Annotated in this window: 11 protein-coding genes; 6 read left to right on the plus strand and 5 right to left on the minus strand. The window is 53.0% G+C overall.

The window, feature by feature from the left end; translation table 11 throughout:
- Positions 1-20 precede the first annotated feature (20 nt).
- Both KJW29_RS32165 and KJW29_RS32170 read left to right on the plus strand, forming a co-directional pair.
- Positions 21-1688: an S-layer homology domain-containing protein gene (locus tag KJW29_RS32165; RefSeq protein WP_214627661.1), complete on the plus strand. Its 1668-nt coding sequence runs from the start codon at positions 21-23 to the stop codon at positions 1686-1688.
- Positions 1689-1710: 22 nt separating this feature from the next.
- The gene (locus KJW29_RS32170; protein WP_246608925.1) at positions 1711-7083 is read left to right on the plus strand and encodes a carboxypeptidase regulatory-like domain-containing protein; all 5373 of its coding nucleotides are present in this window, start codon (positions 1711-1713) and stop codon (positions 7081-7083) included.
- An 88-nt stretch (positions 7084-7171) separates the two neighbouring features.
- On the opposite strand, the gene KJW29_RS32175 is transcribed toward KJW29_RS32170, so the two are convergent.
- Positions 7172-8071, minus strand: a complete 900-nt coding sequence (locus tag KJW29_RS32175; protein WP_214627663.1) for an AraC family transcriptional regulator — start codon at positions 8069-8071, stop codon at positions 7172-7174.
- Positions 8072-8205: 134 nt separating this feature from the next.
- Here KJW29_RS32175 and KJW29_RS32180 point away from each other — a divergent pair, with 134 nt between their 5' ends.
- From KJW29_RS32180 to KJW29_RS32190, 3 genes are all read left to right on the plus strand, one after another.
- Positions 8206-9333 (plus strand): glycoside hydrolase family 88 protein, encoded by a 1128-nt coding sequence (locus KJW29_RS32180; RefSeq protein WP_214631413.1) that lies wholly within the window; start codon positions 8206-8208, stop codon positions 9331-9333.
- A 233-nt stretch (positions 9334-9566) separates the two neighbouring features.
- Complete coding sequence (locus KJW29_RS32185; protein ID WP_214627664.1) at positions 9567-10376, plus strand: DUF4362 domain-containing protein; 810 nt, start codon at positions 9567-9569, stop codon at positions 10374-10376.
- A 95-nt stretch (positions 10377-10471) separates the two neighbouring features.
- Positions 10472-11257 carry a TetR/AcrR family transcriptional regulator gene (locus tag KJW29_RS32190; RefSeq protein WP_214627665.1) on the plus strand — a complete coding sequence of 262 codons (786 nt, stop codon included), beginning with the start codon at positions 10472-10474 and terminating at the stop codon, positions 11255-11257.
- Between the two features lie 509 nt (positions 11258-11766).
- Here the strand turns inward: KJW29_RS32190 and KJW29_RS32195 are convergent.
- The 4 genes from KJW29_RS32195 to KJW29_RS32210 all read right to left on the minus strand — a co-directional run bounded on the left by KJW29_RS32195 (position 11767) and on the right by KJW29_RS32210 (position 15190).
- On the minus strand, positions 11767-12525 hold the full coding sequence (locus KJW29_RS32195) for an ABC transporter permease (protein WP_108991015.1): 759 nt from the start codon (positions 12523-12525) through the stop codon (positions 11767-11769).
- Positions 12522-13424 carry an ATP-binding cassette domain-containing protein gene (locus KJW29_RS32200; RefSeq protein WP_214627666.1) on the minus strand — a complete coding sequence of 301 codons (903 nt, stop codon included), beginning with the start codon at positions 13422-13424 and terminating at the stop codon, positions 12522-12524. The genes KJW29_RS32195 and KJW29_RS32200 overlap by 4 nt, the downstream gene beginning before the upstream one ends.
- Positions 13425-14003: 579 nt before the next feature.
- Positions 14004-14702, minus strand: coding sequence for a zf-HC2 domain-containing protein (locus KJW29_RS32205; protein ID WP_214627667.1), 699 nt, complete (start codon positions 14700-14702; stop codon positions 14004-14006).
- Positions 14699-15190: an RNA polymerase sigma factor gene (locus KJW29_RS32210; RefSeq protein ID WP_214627668.1), complete on the minus strand. Its 492-nt coding sequence runs from the start codon at positions 15188-15190 to the stop codon at positions 14699-14701. Before KJW29_RS32210 ends, KJW29_RS32205 begins: the two co-directional genes overlap by 4 nt.
- A 139-nt stretch (positions 15191-15329) precedes the next feature.
- On the opposite strand from KJW29_RS32210, the gene KJW29_RS32215 reads away from it, so the two are divergent.
- On the plus strand, positions 15330-16106 hold the full coding sequence (locus KJW29_RS32215; RefSeq protein WP_214627669.1) for a stalk domain-containing protein: 777 nt from the start codon (positions 15330-15332) through the stop codon (positions 16104-16106).
- The last annotated feature ends 139 nt before the right edge of the window (positions 16107-16245 follow it).

The raw sequence follows: 16245 nt of genomic DNA on the forward strand, positions 1-16245 counted from the left end.
CAAAGGAGGAGAAAGAAGGCATGTCAAGATCAAGCAAGAAGATGGTTGTCGGATTCACTTGTATGGCTTTATCGCTCGGCATTCTAGTAGGGCCGGTGTCAATTGCGGCCAGTGCGGAAAGTTCCGCCCCGGGGCAGCCTGCATGGAATAGCCCGTTAGCTTCGTTGGAAGCGGCTGCCTCGGTTACCGTTCAAGCCGACGTTGACGCCTCAACCGGAGACATTAGGCTGTCAGGGGAAATTTCATCGGGACAAGGGAAGAAAGTGACGATTAAAGTTATGAATCCTTCCGGAGATATAGACTATGTGGATCAAAGCGTCAGCGGACCAGAAGGTTCGTATTCGTTTCATTATATGTTGAACAAAGAAGAAGCTGGGAGCTACACGGTATGGGCGGGAGGAGACGGAGTGGAAGAGCCGGCCAGCACAAGCTTTACCTATACGCCCAAGTCGCCTCCGGTTGTGATTTCGCCGGGACAAGGGTCGAATCGGGAAGGCAGCGTATCAATAGGCAATGACGGCATTATCGCCGGAAAGCCGAAGTATTACGTCGATAGCAAGCAAGCCGTTCTTACGATTACCGAAGACGACCTGGCTCAAGCATCGAAGAATGCGTTGCTTAACGGACCGGGAGCGAAGGTGGTCACGATTCAGGTGGAAGAGAGGGCAGGAGTAGTGCAATACGTGCACGAGATTCCCAGCGCTGCCATTTCCGCCGGTCATGACGAGCTCCAGTATAAGTTTATTACCGGCATCGGAACCGTTATAGTGCCAAGCCATATGGTAAAGCCCGATGATCTCGGGGATTTGGCGACCGTTCGGCTTGTCATTCGCGAATCGGATGCAGCAGCATTGGCTCCTTCGTTGAAGGAGTCTGTAGGCGATCGGCCGGTTGTCGTCATTTATCTGGAATCGAACGGAGAACGACTGAATTGGAATAACCCCGACGCTCCGGTTACGGTATCTATCCCGTATGAGCCAACAGAGGAGGAATTAAGCCGTCCCGATCATATCGTTATCTGGTATATCGACAATTCGGGCCGGGTCACTCCGATTACGAATGGCCGATACAAGAGCGAGGCGGGTGAAGTAACTTTCACGACCACTCACTTCAGTCAATTTGCAGTCGCGTACGTCGTGAAAACATTCCATGATCTCGAGCGTGTGCAATGGGCAAAACCACAAATCGAGGCGTTGGCATCCAAAGGAATTATTAACGGGACGTCGTCCGTCGCCTTCTCGCCGGATCAACCGATTACCCGAGCGGATTATCTGGTTCTTCTCGTCAAGACGTTAGGGCTGACGGCAGACGGCGGCGAGGCTTTCGACGATGTCGAGGAGGGAACCTACTATTACGAAGCGGTGACCATTGCCAAGCAGTTGGGCATTGCATCCGGCGTTGGCGGCAACCGCTTTCAACCGCATGACGCGATATCGAGACAAGATTTGATGACATTAACGGCGAGGGCTATGGCACAACTCGACAAGCTGGAAGTATCAACAGTCTCCACAAGCCTGAACAGCTTCGTTGACCGGGATGACGTCGCCGATTACGCTGTTCGCGGGATAGCCGCATTGGTGCGCGAAGGTCTGATCAAAGGAATGGGAGACGGAAGAATCCACCCTCAAGGCATGACTTCCCGGGCGGAAGCGGCCGTACTGCTGTACGGCATCTATTCGAAATCATAAGAGGAGGCCTATTCAATTGAAAGTGATAGATAAACGCCAATGGTTCAAAATGATAATTTGGTTATGTCTCATCGCTGTAGCCGTTCCCTGGATGGGGGCGGCCCCTTCCGGACATACGGCGCACGCTGCGGAAGAGGAGGCGATTCGATATTATGTATCCCCAGACGGCAGCGACGACAATGACGGTTCGCTGGAACAACCGTTCCTGACGCTCGGGAAGGCGCGCGATGTCATTCGCGGTATGAATCAGGATATGAGCGGCGATATCGTAGTTTATGTGCGCGATGGAGAATATCAAGTGACGGACACTCTCGTATTGGACGAACGTGATTCCGGTACGAACGGATACGAGATTCGATATACGAATTACCCGGACGAAACGCCCGTCTTCAGCGGCGGCAGAAAGGTCGATGGATGGACCGAGGGAGAGAACGGCATTCTGACGGCGGATGCGCAAGGATTGAAATTCCGGGATTTGTGGGTGAATGGCAATCGCGCCACAAGAGCGAGATCCGAGTCCTTCAAAATTGTAAACTGGGATGAGAACAATCGTTTGATCAATTTGAACGAATCCGATCTTGCAGCATGGAATGGAGTTCTTGATCCTCAGCTTGAGATCGTTGTCGTTCAGCACTGGGTGCGCTTCTATTCGCGCCTGGATAGCTATCAAACGAAGGATAATCTGGCTTCGCTGGTCATGATGGAGGATGCGAAGAAGACGCTGTTCGATTCCATTTATCCCGATCGCGCTGCCAACCAGAGCATATACTTTGAAAATTCCATGGCTTACCTCGATGAACAGGGTGAATGGCTGCTGGATGAGAGGGAGGACAAGCTGTATTATATCCCGTTGCCAGGAGAAGGGCCGGACGATATCGATGTTCGGATCGGTTCTATCGAAACCTTCATCGACTTTAAGGGATCGTCCAAAGATCGAAGGGTCGAGCATGTGACGCTTAGCGGGCTTACTTTCGAGTATACGAATTATCAGTACCCAATCGATGTCAACTACTTTGTTCCCGGACAGGCGGGGCTTGCGGACGGCATATATGATGGGGCCAAGAGACCTCCGGCCGCTATTCAGCTTGAAGCGGCGGAATCGATCAAGCTGGAGAGAAATGTCATTCGACATGCCGGCTCGACAGCTATTGATATAAGAAGAAGCACCTCCAATAACGAAGTTGCGGGCAATACCATTCTGGATATCGGGGGCAGCGGAATATTCGAAGGACTGTTCTCCGAGCCCGGCGCGGCCGGCACGACGGACCCGCTGATCGTTACGAGAGGGAATGTCATACGCAACAATTATTTGAACGGCATATCGCTTACCTCGTGCGGAGTGGGAATTGCAGCAGGCTTCACGCAGGACTTGTTGATTGAGCACAATGAGATTGCCAATACCGATTACAGCGGCATATCGGCAGGCTGGGGCTGGACGGCCAACCGCACATCATTGAAGAATATTACGATCAGAAACAACAATATTTACGGCGCTATGAAGAAACTTGCCGACGGCGCCAGCATCTATACGCTTAGCAATACGCCGAACAGCGTAATCAGCGGCAACTACATTCACGATACCGACAGCAGCGAATTTGCTTCAAACTACCCGGTTGCGGCTATTTATCTGGACCAGGAAACAGAAGGTTATCATATCGCGGACAACGTTCTGAAGCGCGTGGGGCAACGACTGAACTTTAACAATATTCCGGAAGAGGACAATACATTAAGCAACAACGATTCAGAGGATCCGGCCATTATTAACCGCGCCGGTCTTCAACCGGAATACTGGGACATCGTGCCGGACGCGATTATGGACAATGCGGATCGTTCGTTGTCGGCGACCCGCCACGGCAGTTTCAGAATTAACGGATCAGCCCGGTTGCAGGACGAATCGGCGGGAGGCGCTGCGGCATCGATTCTAATAAATGGTTCGCCGGTATGGTCCGGCTCAATCGAAGGACTTGCGCCGGCAACGTTTACCATCAATGTTGATGTGGTTCCCGGCGATGTCATAAGTTTCGGCCAGGAAGAGAATGTCGTATGGGAGTCGCGGGTTAAGCCGGAGGTTTATACGCCTAATTTGGTAATAGAGGGAGTCGCTTTCGACGGGATCGTTGAAGGAGAAACGAAGATTGATTATTTGAATAAGGCTGTTACGGTGGTCGCGGCGGAAGACGTTGATGTTCATAACTTGAATGTGGCGATTGCTACGTCTCCCGGCACATCCTTGGAACGGGTGGGCGGAGACTCTGCCGATTATTCCAAGGAGGTCAGATACAAAGTACTGGTTAATGACGGATCTGTGGATAGGGACTTCAAGGATGGCGTGAAGTTCAAGTATTGGCGATTGAAAGTGCTTAAAGATACGGAACGGGTATCCATCCCGGGCTACAACATCGCAAGTCAATTGAAGGATGCAGATAACTGGACGGCATATGGCGGTACCAAAAAAGTTGGACGGCATTCCATCTCTTTCGAAGGCGGCTACGCCCTCTATGAGGGCAGGTCGTTCGAAAATGAATGGTTGACGTTCCAATTGGGCACTGAGGCGAGCGGCTGGCCAAGCATCGTATTTCGGGCGCAGCATGAAAGCAAGGACCCGCTAGGTCCGGGCAGCGCGGCCTATATCGCGGTCATCAAGCCGGAAGGTATCGAACTCCAGCGATTTAACGATGGAGGGCGAACGGTCTTCTACGGAAATGTAGGCGGCGACCAGAGCAAGTACGGAGAAATTATTCCCAATGTCTTTATGAATTACGATAACGAATATAATCTTGTTCAGGTTGGCGCGAAGAACACCGATGAAGGCGTGAGACTTCTCATGTACATCAATGGCAAGCTGGTGTTCGATTGTCTGGATACGTTCGAGGGAAGGATTGACCAAGCGGGCTATTTCGGCACCTATCAGGCAAGCAACGAAATCAGGTTAAGCCCGGCGCCGGCCGCCATTCAACTGAATGATGCGATTAAGGATACCGAGAATTGGTACGCATCGGCTAACGCTCCCGAAGCGGCCAAGCATAGTCTGACGATGCATGACGGCTACGCGATTTACCGGGGCCAAACCTTTGAGAACGAATTGCTGTCGTTCAACATGACCACGAAAGCAAGCGGCTGGCCCAGCATCCTATTCCGGGCGCAGCATGAAAGCGATGAGCCGATCGGTCCGGACAGCTCGGCCTATATTGCCGTGATCAAACCGGAAGGGATTGAATTGCAGCGATTTAACGATGGCATACGAACGGTCTTCTACGGCAATATCGGGGGAGATCAAAGCAAATATGGCGATATTATTCCCAATACGTTTTTTGATTACGAGAGGGAAAGCAATCTCGTTCAAATAGGAGCCGTAAATACCGATGAAGGCGTGAGACTTCTCATGCACATCAACGGCGAGCTGGTATTCGACTGCGTGGATACGTTCGAAGGAAGAATTGAGCAAGCGGGCTATTTCGGCACCTATCAGGCCGGCAACGAAATCAGATTAAGCCCGGTCCCTACCGCCGTCCAGTTGAACGATGCGATCCGGGATGCCGGGAATTGGTACGTATCGGCTAAGGCTGCTGAAGCGACCGAGCATAGCCTTACGCTGCAAGACGGCTACGCGATTTACCAAGGCCAAACCTTTGAGAACGAATTGCTGTCTTTCAACATGGGCACGGAAGCGAGCGGCTGGCCCAGCATCGTGTTCAGGGCGCAGCATGAAAGCGACGATCCGATCGGTCCGGACAGCTCTGCCTATATTGTCGTGATCAAACCGGAAGGGATTGAACTGCAGCGATTTAACGATGGCGTACGAACGGTCTTCTACGGCAATATCGGGGGAGATCAAAGCAAGTATGGCGATATTATTCCCAATACGTTTTTTGACTACGAGAGGGAAAGCAATCTCGTTCAAATAGGCGCCGTGAATACCGACAAAGGCGTCAGACTTCTTATGTACTTGAATGGCAAGCTGGTATTCGACTGTCTGGATACGTTCGAGGGAAGAATTGAGCAAGCGGGTTATGTCGGCACCTACCAGGCCGGCAACAAGATTAAGCTGGGAACAACGTTCATGACGAGCGCCGGCGAAGGGTCAAATGCCAAAGATTTGCTTCAGCTGGAGATTCAAAGGGCGAAACAGCTGCTGCAAGAGGCGGAGTATGGAACGGAACTGGGGCAATATTCTTTATGGGCAAAAGACTATCTTGAAGCTTCAATTAACATTGCCCAGGAAGTTTACGACAATCCGGCTTCGACGGAATCCGAACTGGCAGCTATGCTGAATCGGATGAAATCCGCGAAGCAGACATTCATGAAGTCCCAGAATGTCCGCTTGAATGTCGCTTTGGGCAAGTCTGCTGTTAGCTCGGAAGGAGATAATCCGTCCGTCAACTTTGGACCGGATCGCGTAACAGACGGCGTTGTCAGCTTCGATAACGGCTGGAGCGCGGAATCCGGCGCTGGAGGGTGGCCGGAAGATGAACGCGTAGCGCCGTGGGTGACAATCGATCTGGAAGATGCTTATAAGATTACGGGAGTCGAGGTCGTTGCCAGACCGGATGGGGAATACGACGGCGAAAGAAGAGGGTTCCAGATTCAAGCGTCGAACGATCCGAATTTTGCAGAAGGCAGCTATACCGTATTGGGCGAAGTTGGAAGCACTGCGTTCAAGGGACCTTCCCGGTTGTTCGACGTGACGGACGACAATAAGTATCGGTATATTCGATATGCGAAGATGAGTATTGACTATGCTTTTGTGTCGGAAATTAAAGTGTACGGCCAAGGGATTCAGGAATGGTACTCTGTAAGCGGGGTTATCAGAGATAGGAACGGTCAGCCTGTATCCGGGGCGGCTGTGAGCATCTATTCGTTCGATAACCGGGAAGCTGCGTTGGGGTCGGCAATGACGGATAATACCGGCAGCTATACGATTGACGCTTCTCTGGTTTCGGGCAAGTATTGGTTAAAGGCGACTGGCAAAGGCGGAATGGAAACGTCGGATACCATTTTTATCCCGTACGCTCACGTTGCCGATGCAGATCTGGTTCTGGATGCGGATACTCCGAATCCTGCTGAGCCATTTAGCATCGAGGGGCCGACGTTTACCGACTTAAATGGAGCGACTATCGATTCGCTGGCAGCATCTTCTACAGTTCTAGGCCATGTGACGATGACCAACCAGTTGTCCGTGGAGCACGAAGCCGCTCTGATCATTGCGTTGTATTCTCCGAAAGGAACGATGGAGAGCATGTCGTACGTGGGGGCGCAAATTCAGCCGTTCGAAACGGTTACGCTCTCGACTGGACTCTCGACGCCTGCAGCTGTGAACGGCAACTATGTCAAAGTATTTGTGTGGGATAGCTTGCAAGGTATGCAGCCGCTTGCGGAGGCAACTACGTTCAAGTGACGAGATAAGGGATATAATGTGAAACGGCCTCGTCCTGAATGACTATGGACGAAGGCCGTTTTATATTTTGCTGCGAGAGACAAAGCAATCAAACGCCGACGTCGTTCTGGTTCTGCGAGCCGAGCAGCAGCTGCCGCTTGCTCCGGTATTGCGACGGCGTGCTGTCCACCCACTTGCGGAACTGGCTGGAGAAGTGGGACGGGATGGGCCAGCCCACCCGCGCTCCGACCGCCTCGATGGACAGATCGGTGGAAGCGAGCAGCAGGCAGGCCTCCTGTACGCGGCGGGCCAGCACATAGTCGGTCACCGTATGGCCCGTCTCCTCCCGGAACAGATGGGAGACATGATACTTGGACAGGTGCAGGTCGCTTGCGAGCTTCTCCAGCTGGAACGGCTCGTGATAGTGCTGCTCGATCCACTCCAGGATTGCTTCGGTATGCGAGGCGGAGCGGGAGGCGGACGGCAACCTGTCCTGCGGATAAGCGCCTTCGCTCTCCAGAAAGACGAGCAACTGCATAAGCAAGGCGGTATGCAGCGAATGGCGGCCCTCCGGAGGCGCCTTCTGCAGCAGGGAACTATAATAGAGGAGGAGCGGCTCCACGGGATGGCGGCTGGAGAAGCCGCGGAACACATGCGTCGTCAATCGATCCTTCCAAATGCGCCTTAGTCCGGCGGCCAAACTGCCAAAGGTTTGGAGCGTGCCCGCTACCGCATTAGGCTCGAAGTGCACGATGGAGCGGGTGTAGGCCGAGTGATCCGTCAGCGCTTTCACATAATGAAGCTGATAGGGCTGGAAGAGGAACAAGATGCCAGGCTCGATGGTGTAGACCGTCTGATCGAGTACGACGCTGCCCTCTCCTTCGTGGACGTATAGCAGCTCGATGCCTTGATGGTAATGAAAGTAGCCCCGGTAGCCGGGCTCTGCCTCCCGATGCAGCACGGCGTGGATAGGCGCCTCCTGAAAATCGACGAACGAGATGCGGCTCATATCGTTCTCCTTCCTTGTTAAGACTTGTCCAGCCGATTATTAATCGCAATTTAACTATAGTCTATCACAAGACAACTGAACTGTCGCAACGCAACATCTGGTATCCTCATAGGTAGAAACCAATGGGAAGAGGGATGCGCATGTGGCAGCAAATTATGGACGACGTGGTACAGAAAACGAAACAAAACATCGAGCGTTACGGCGATTTATTCCCGCATGTCAGTTTAAACGATCAATACCTGCTTAATGATAATACGGATTGGACGGACGGCTTCTGGTCGGGCCTGCTGTGGCTCTGTTACGAATATTCGGGAGACGAGAGCTTCAAGGAAGCGGCTCGCCGTACGGTGGCCAGCTTCAGGAAGCGCCTAGACAACAATATCGCGCTGGATCATCACGATATCGGCTTCCTGTACTCTCTATCGTCGAAGGCGCAGTGGATGATTGAAGGCGACGAAGAAGCGAAGCAGCTGACGATCGAAGCGGCGGATGTGCTAATGGGTCGCTGGCGTCCGGAGATCGGCATCATCCAGGCCTGGGGGCCGAAGGGAGATCCGGATAACGGCGGTCGGATCATTATCGACTGTCTGATGAACCTGCCGCTGCTCTACTGGGCGCACAAGGTAACAGGAGAACAGAAATATTACGACGTTGCGGTAGCGCATGCGGAACAAAGCCGCCGTTTCCTCGTTCGCGGAGACGACTCCTCGTACCATACGTTCTACTTCGATCAGGAGACGGGCGACGCGCTGCGCGGAGGCACGCATCAGGGCTATAAGGACGGCTCGACGTGGACGCGCGGACAGGCATGGGGCATCTATGGTTTTGCGTTATCCTACCACTATACCAAAAACGAGCAGTATCTCGAGACTTCCATTCGGTTGGCGAAATATTTCCTGGAACGTCTGCCGGAAGATCTTGTCGTATACTGGGACTTCGACGCCCCCGTTAACGCGGAGACGAAACGCGACAGCTCGGCTTCGGCCATCACGGCATGCGGCATTCTGGAGCTGCTCAAGGTATTGCCGGCGGATCATGAGGATCGCGCAACCCTCGAGAAGGGTCTGGAGCAGACGATGAAGGGACTTGCAGAAGGATACTCCACGGTGGGCAAGCCGGATGCGCAAGGGCTGCTTGAGCGCGGCTCTTACAGCGTGCGCGGAGGCCACTCCCCGGACGACTATATGATCTGGGGCGACTATTACTATATGGAAGCGTTGATGCGTATCGAGAAGGGCCATAAGGGCTACTGGTACGAATAATATATTCAGTTTATGCCGGAGCCGGGTTGGCTCCCATTTACCGCATAAAAGAAGGAACCGCCGCGCGAGCTTGGACTCGGGCGGCGTTTTTTTTGCGCACTTGACCGCACAAGCGCACGGAGCAGAAATGAGCAAGAAGCGGGGTTGTGCAATGCCAAATATGGAAATGATGCACCTTTTCCCTCCTCAGCGACGTCAAAGAGATTAGAGATATCCTAAAAGGGGGTTGTATTGTGCGAAGAATCAAATACATGATGTTCCTGACCGTCAGCATAATGTTCGTCTCGATCGTGTCGGCGGGATGCAGCGGGAAATCTTCCGGGACACCGCCGGGCGAGCCAGGGGGCGCTCAAGCCGATCGGGTTGTCGTCTCCCGATCCATCGAATTCGCCCGCGTAAACGACAGACCATACGGCATATTCGACGGGAAGAAGGAAATAGAGGCCTTCGCCAAGGCGATTCAGACGGGGGATAAAATGAGAGGGCAGCTGGATATCGACTTCCCGGATTACGACGTCGTCATCGACCGGAACGGCAAGCGGAAGCAAATTCACTTGTGGCTGGACCAGCGGAGCAACCGCGGCATGTTTACGTATGTGAGCGACACGGGAACAGGGTACACGCTGACGGAGAAGTCGACGAAGGAGCTTGTGAAGCTGATCTGGGGAATCGGCTATGATGCCGACAAGGCTACCGAGAACGGAGATATCGTAGCCGAGCTGTCCGGGGGCGTTCGCAATGCGGAGCATTGGCTTTCTTTTGTAGACCATGTAGAGAGGGGAGAGTTGGCCGACATTCAGGTGGTCTATTATACGAAAGAGGGCGATCCAATCTTTCGTAATCTGATCCATAACGGGGATTCGCTCAGACTCAGGTACGACAATACTCATGATGCATATGGAACGCCGGTGGACCGAACGGATTTCTGCGATGGAATCGAGGCGCAGGAAACGGAGCAAGGGACGGTCTATACTCTCGCGGGCTGCAGCGACAGCGAGACGGGGTTCGAGCTTGTGCTCCCGGGCTCCGGAGATGGGGACTGATTCCGCTGTGCCTGAGTCGTTGCCTCCTTCGCCCTGTATGCTATACTGTATATCAAATACACAAATAGCGGACGACGGCGGTGAAAAAGGTCACGATGATACGAAATGAAGAGAACGAGCGGGATGAGAAGCTGAAAGTGCTGCCGGACAGCGTGAAGCTTAGCTGGGGCATTACGAAGAAGGGACGCAGAGGGCCAAAGGGGGAGCTAAGCGTTCCCCAGATCGTGCAAGCGGCGATTGCCATTGCCGACGAAGAAGGGCTGACGGCGGTGTCGATGAGCCGGGTGGCCCAGTCGCTCGGGTACACGACGATGTCGCTGTATCGATACATCGCAAGCAAAAACGATCTCCTCCTGCTGATGCAGGACGCGGTCTGCGACTTCTCCATCCCGGAGGAGCGGAGCGGGGAGACGTGGCGGGACCGGATGAAGGAATACGTGGCACTGTCCGTTGCGGTATTCCGCGAGCATCCATGGTATGCGGATATTCCTTTCGAGAGTTTGCCGCTTATGCCTCATAACCTCCGTATCCTCGACTGGATGATGCGCATTATGAGGGATTTTCCCGTTAACGATTTTGAGAAAATGTCGTTCCTGCTGCTCGTCAGCAGCTATTCCAGAGCTTGCGGCATGATCGAGCGCGACGTCGCGCTTGTGATGAAGGAAAAGGGCTCCATGGACAGCTTCCATGGCCAAAATTATACGGCCGCGCTGCAAGAGTTGATCAAGCCTGACCAGTACCCTTACTTGCATCCCCTCGTCATGTCGGGAGCGTATACGGACGAGGCGGACAACCCTATCAAGGACGATCTGGATTTCGGACTGGAGCGCATCCTGGACGGCATCGAGCAATATATCGAGACGAAGCGAAAGCTGAGATAAGGGAGCCCGCATATGGCTTCAAAACAAAAAATCACTCATCGCCCCTTCCTATCCTGGAAGGATGCGTGAGTGATTTTTTAATTTAGGTAAGCAATCCATTCGCCATGCGTTTTCTCTATATCTCGGAAGGCAACGCTCCGCGCTTCGCCGCGCCGCCAAAGGACGGCGTAGCCGTTTCGCCCTGACGTATAGGAAAGCATATGAGTTTACTCATACTTTCGCTATACGTTTCACCACGTTCCGCTGAAAATTATATTTCATATCGTCCGACTACTTATGGGCGCGGCCTGCGAGAATTGTACCTATATACACAAATTTTCACCCATTTATACTGGAAAACAGAGAAATTGATCGTATATACACAAATCCGCCCCGACAATGAATAAAAATCTCCTTTTTCGGATGAGATTTGTGTATATTTGTACAATTTGCTGTTCTGCGGCGAGCTTGGCTCGCAAAATTGAGCATTATTGCTCAATTGCTGTCCGGAGCGATACTTCTTGTGTTCGTTAGTCCCGGGATTTTCGGGCGAACGCAATGGCGCCCCAGATCATGGCGCCGGCCAATATTCCGCCGCACCAGAGGAGAGCTTGCCAGCCGTGATCGGAAGCCGGGCTGCCGGACAGCAGGCTTCGGATGGTCTCGATGACGGGCGTGATGGGCTGGTGGTTCGCGAACCCCTGCAGCCACGAAGGCATCGTCTCCGTCGGCACGAACGCGCTGGACAGGTAAGGGAGGAACAGCAGCGCGAAGCCGTAGCCGCTCGCGGCCGCCGGACTGCCGGTTACGAGACCGATTGCCGCGAACAGCCAAGTGAACGTCAGAATGAATAAAGCGACGAGTCCTACTGCGAGCAGCCACTCCACGAAGCTTGCGCTGGGTTCGAAGCCGACGAGCAACGCGACGCCGATCACGATGCAGGTAGCGACGAGATTGCGCGCGAGGCTGGCCGCGACGTGACCCGTTATGACGGCCGTCGCCTGGATCGGCATCGTCCGAAACCGGTCGATGATACCGTTTGTCATGTCGGTCGCTACGTCGACGGCCGTACTGGAGGCGCCGAAGCCGGCGCATAACAAAATGATGCCGGGAACCACATAATTGACATAATCGCCGCCGGAGGAGATAGCCCCGCCGAATACATAAGTAAAGAGCAGCATAAGGAATATAGGCAGCATAATGGCCATGAGCAGAGCCTCGACATTGCGAATGCTGTGGCGCAGGCTTCGCCCGATAAATACGATGTTAGTCGTCCATAGCGTTTTCATCCTGCGGATACCTCCTTGTTCGCCGTTTCCACCTGCCCTTGTGTAAGTGCGAGGAACACATCGTCCATGCTAGGCTTGCGGATCCCGATCCGGGTGTCGGGCGGATAGAGGCCGACGAGCTCGTTTATGGTTTGACGGATGTCGGAGAGTCCTCCGGTCGTTGGAATGGAGGTCAAGAGCTCGTCGTTGCCGTCGCGTAGCTCGATGACTTCCCCGCCGACTCTGGCCTTCAGCTCTTCCGAGGTGCCCTCGGCCACGATGTGTCCGCCGTGAATAACGGCGATTCGATCGGCTAACTCGTCGGCTTCTTCCAGATACTGCGTCGTGAGCAGAATCGTAATGCCTTGCTGCTTGAGCGCCAGAATCATCTCCCACAGGGCGCGGCGGCTGATCGTATCCAGACCCGTCGTCGGCTCGTCAAGGAACAGGACGGAGCGATTGGCGACAAGACTGAGCGCGAGATCCAGGCGGCGGCGCATGCCTCCGGAGTAGGTTTTGGCGCGTTTGCCGGCTGCATCTTGCAGCTGGAATTGCTTTAGCAGCTCGTTCGTTCTTTTGCGGGCTTCCGCACCGGATAATCCGGATAATCGGCACATCATCATCAGGTTCTCTTCGCCGGTCAGCACTTCGTCGACAGCCGCGAACTGGCCGGTCAAGCTGATGGAGCGCTTTACCTCCTTGCGGTCGCGGATCACGTCGTGGCCCGCTACGCTTGCGGACCCGGCATCGTGGGATGCCAGCGTGGAGAGGATGCGGATTAACGTGGTTTTGCCTGCGCCGTTCGGCCCCAGCAGCGCGAAGATGGCCCCCGAGGGTACGGAGAGATCGAGTCCGTTCAGAACGCTTTTGTTTTTGTACGATTTGCAAAGCCCTCGTACATGGATAGCATAAGTTGTCATGCGGCTTCACTCCTTTTCTCATTAACTGTATGTGTTATAAACAGTATATGTCGCACTCTGTTTTGACTCCTCGGTCTTGAGACTGAATTTGAGAGGCCGGCAGATGTAGATTCGGAAATGGAAAAAGGGGCTGTCCAATAAGTCTCCAAAATAAAAAGTTGGGCGGAAAATGTCTTCCGTCCAACTTATTGGTGAACCTGCTTTTTCGGGAAAGTGGCGAGGGGGATGCCTGCCACTTAACATTTAACCAAAACGGGGCATCCAGCATTCCGTTTTCACTGAGTTATGGGGTAACCATTTTTCCAGGAGCCGGCCTATTTGGTGGATTGTGTATGAATTTTCATATACGTTTGGCCAGGAGGTGGCCTATTTGGTGGATTGTGTATGAATTTTCATATACGTTTGGCTAGGTGCCAGCCTAACCCTACCCGGCTACCTTAAAAGTTCACTTCTCGGACAGCCCCTTTTAAATTACTTCTATACTTGGTCTCTATTTCTCGGAACAAAACCTACTGCGCCGCCAAAGGACGGCGACAGCCGTTCACCTTGATTAAAGTGCATTCTCTTCATGCATGTCTTTTACTGGACGAAGTTGGCCTCCACCTCTGCGCTGGCCGGAGGCAGCTCCATGCCTTTCTTCCAGACGAGCACGGAATCCTTTTTGCTTCCGAAGTAGAGGGCTTCGATCTCGCGGCCGTTGCCGTGATTTAATTGGTAGGCGTTGTTTTCGCTTTCGTCGAAGGTGTAGTACATGTTGAAGAGACCCACATCTACGATCTTTTTCTTTTTGACAACGGGGCGCAGAGGGACGATGTACTTGTTGCCATTCTCGTCGGTTTCGGCGCTTGTCCGGTTCAGATCGTATTCATCGTTTATGGACACATGATAGACGATTCGACCGTCCGATAAGCGGGACACGTCGGCAATCTCAATCAACTCCGATGGCACGGGGCGGATATTCCATTGGAACAGCCCGATATACCCGGAGACCAATACAGCGCAGATCGATACGGTAATGACGGCCCCCTTTGTAAAGGCCATCAGCTTCGAGCGGCTCCACACCTTCGAGAGAGAACGAAGCCCGGAGCCCTCCCGGGAATTCGATTCGAGAACGGATGGCGAAAGCGGCAGCGCCGCTTCCAACTCGGCGAGTGCCATCCGGCAATCGTCGCACTTTGTTATATGCTCCTCGACGAAGCGGCGGCTTGCAGGGCTGCACACCTCATCGGCGTACAGCGGCAACAGGTCTTTGACGATGTCGCAAGTGGTATCCTTCATGGGGAATCCTCCTTCAATTCGGCTAGCAGTCTTTTTTTGGCGCGATAGAAGGTGACCCTGGCCCAGCTTTCCGTCTTGCCGAACAGCCCGCTAATCTGGGCGAACGACAGCTCGCCGAATATACGCAGGGTGAACACTTCCTTATAAGGCTCGTCCATTCGGTGTAGCGCCTGATGAACGCGATAGGCTTGCTCCCTGTTCGCCAAGGCGTCTTCCAGATTCGGACTCCGTAAGTTCGCGCGTTCGAGCATGGTTTCCTGGGAGATCCGCTTCTGTTTGTCCACATAGGTGAAATAGCTGTTTTTGGCGATTTGGCAGAGCCAGACGCTCATCTTGCATTCGCCTTTAAACGCATCGATGTTCTTTATTGCTTTGAGGAACGTTTCTTGCGTAATATCCTCCGCGATGGCGGCATCACGGCTTAGCGAAAGTACGAATGCATAGACGGGCTTAAAGTAATCGGCATAGATTTGCTCAAAATCGGTCACATTCTCACGTCCTTACGACAATAAGACTGGCTGGGAAGGAATTCGTTACAAGTTCTTATAGAAAAATCGGATCGTTCATGACAAAATGGGAATGTTTGATAATCGTTAATCATCTTAACAAGTTTGGAGGCAGCTTTCCATGCGCGTTTCGTTCAAATCGTTTATTGCGGGCTTCGCTTGCTGCGCGCTGCTTAGCGCTACTACTGCGTACGCTGCGGTCGGCTCGACCCGTATTGAGGTTTTCTTTAAGGATATTAAGTATATGATTGACGGGGAGCAGAAGCAGCCGGCACCGGACAAGCAGGGGTTTGTGTACAAAGGGACCACCTATGTACCGATTCGGTTCGTGGGGGAGTCGCAGGGCAAGGAAGTACTCTGGGACCCCGACCAGGAGACTGTCTGGGTAAGCGACGATCCCGGGGAGCTTACTTTGGATGACCTTGGCATAACGGATGCCGTAACCGGCGCGGCAATACAGCTAGGCATGACCAGGGAAGACGTGGAGAAACAGCTGGGTGAACCGATCGATGAGTTCGTGGGAAGGTATAATTACGACGGACTAGAAATTTTTTATAGAGATAACAAGGCCGTCGGCTTCATTATCAATGCATCCAATAATGAGACGAACAGGTACAGGACGGCGAGGGGAATTGGGCTGGGTACCTCTTATCGGGACGTATTAAGTCAATATGGAAGTCCGCGTGGACAAGAATCAATTTATGGTGACTTTTATGATAGCAGCATTACTTATATGTTCAAGGAGGAGGAAGGTATTCTAGAGAAGATAACGTCGCGCCTAGAGCCTTGGGACACCTCGAAGGTATACTACTTATCCATGAATGTGTTCAATAATGGCAACCGAGCCATTGGCTTTTTATTGATCGGCGACAAACCATTTGCCATGAACTCGAATTAAATTCGGGTGTTTGTCTGCCATATATAAGGACCCTCTGCAACGAATGATTTCGACGAATCTGCCCCCGGCGATCACGAATTCTGAAAAAAAGTTAATCCTGCAAACGTTTTCGAGTGTGCTATAATTTGGCGAAGCCTGA

Origin of the sequence: Paenibacillus agaridevorans (assembly GCF_018604145.1) — a bacterium.
In the GTDB taxonomy this organism is placed as follows: Bacteria; Bacillota; Bacilli; order Paenibacillales; family Paenibacillaceae; genus Pristimantibacillus; species Pristimantibacillus agaridevorans.

Coding starts and splice junctions, on each gene's coding strand:
- KJW29_RS32165 (WP_214627661.1), top strand. CDS start 21: ATGTCAAGATCAAGCAAGAAGATGGTTGTCGGATTCACTTGTATGGCT.
- KJW29_RS32175 (WP_214627663.1), bottom strand. CDS start 8,071: ATGAGCCGCATCTCGTTCGTCGATTTTCAGGAGGCGCCTATCCACGCC.
- KJW29_RS32180 (WP_214631413.1), top strand. CDS start 8,206: ATGCGCATGTGGCAGCAAATTATGGACGACGTGGTACAGAAAACGAAA.
- KJW29_RS32190 (WP_214627665.1), top strand. CDS start 10,472: ATGATACGAAATGAAGAGAACGAGCGGGATGAGAAGCTGAAAGTGCTG.
- KJW29_RS32195 (WP_108991015.1), bottom strand. CDS start 12,525: ATGAAAACGCTATGGACGACTAACATCGTATTTATCGGGCGAAGCCTG.
- KJW29_RS32200 (WP_214627666.1), bottom strand. CDS start 13,424: ATGACAACTTATGCTATCCATGTACGAGGGCTTTGCAAATCGTACAAA.
- KJW29_RS32205 (WP_214627667.1), bottom strand. CDS start 14,702: ATGAAGGATACCACTTGCGACATCGTCAAAGACCTGTTGCCGCTGTAC.
- KJW29_RS32215 (WP_214627669.1), top strand. CDS start 15,330: ATGCGCGTTTCGTTCAAATCGTTTATTGCGGGCTTCGCTTGCTGCGCG.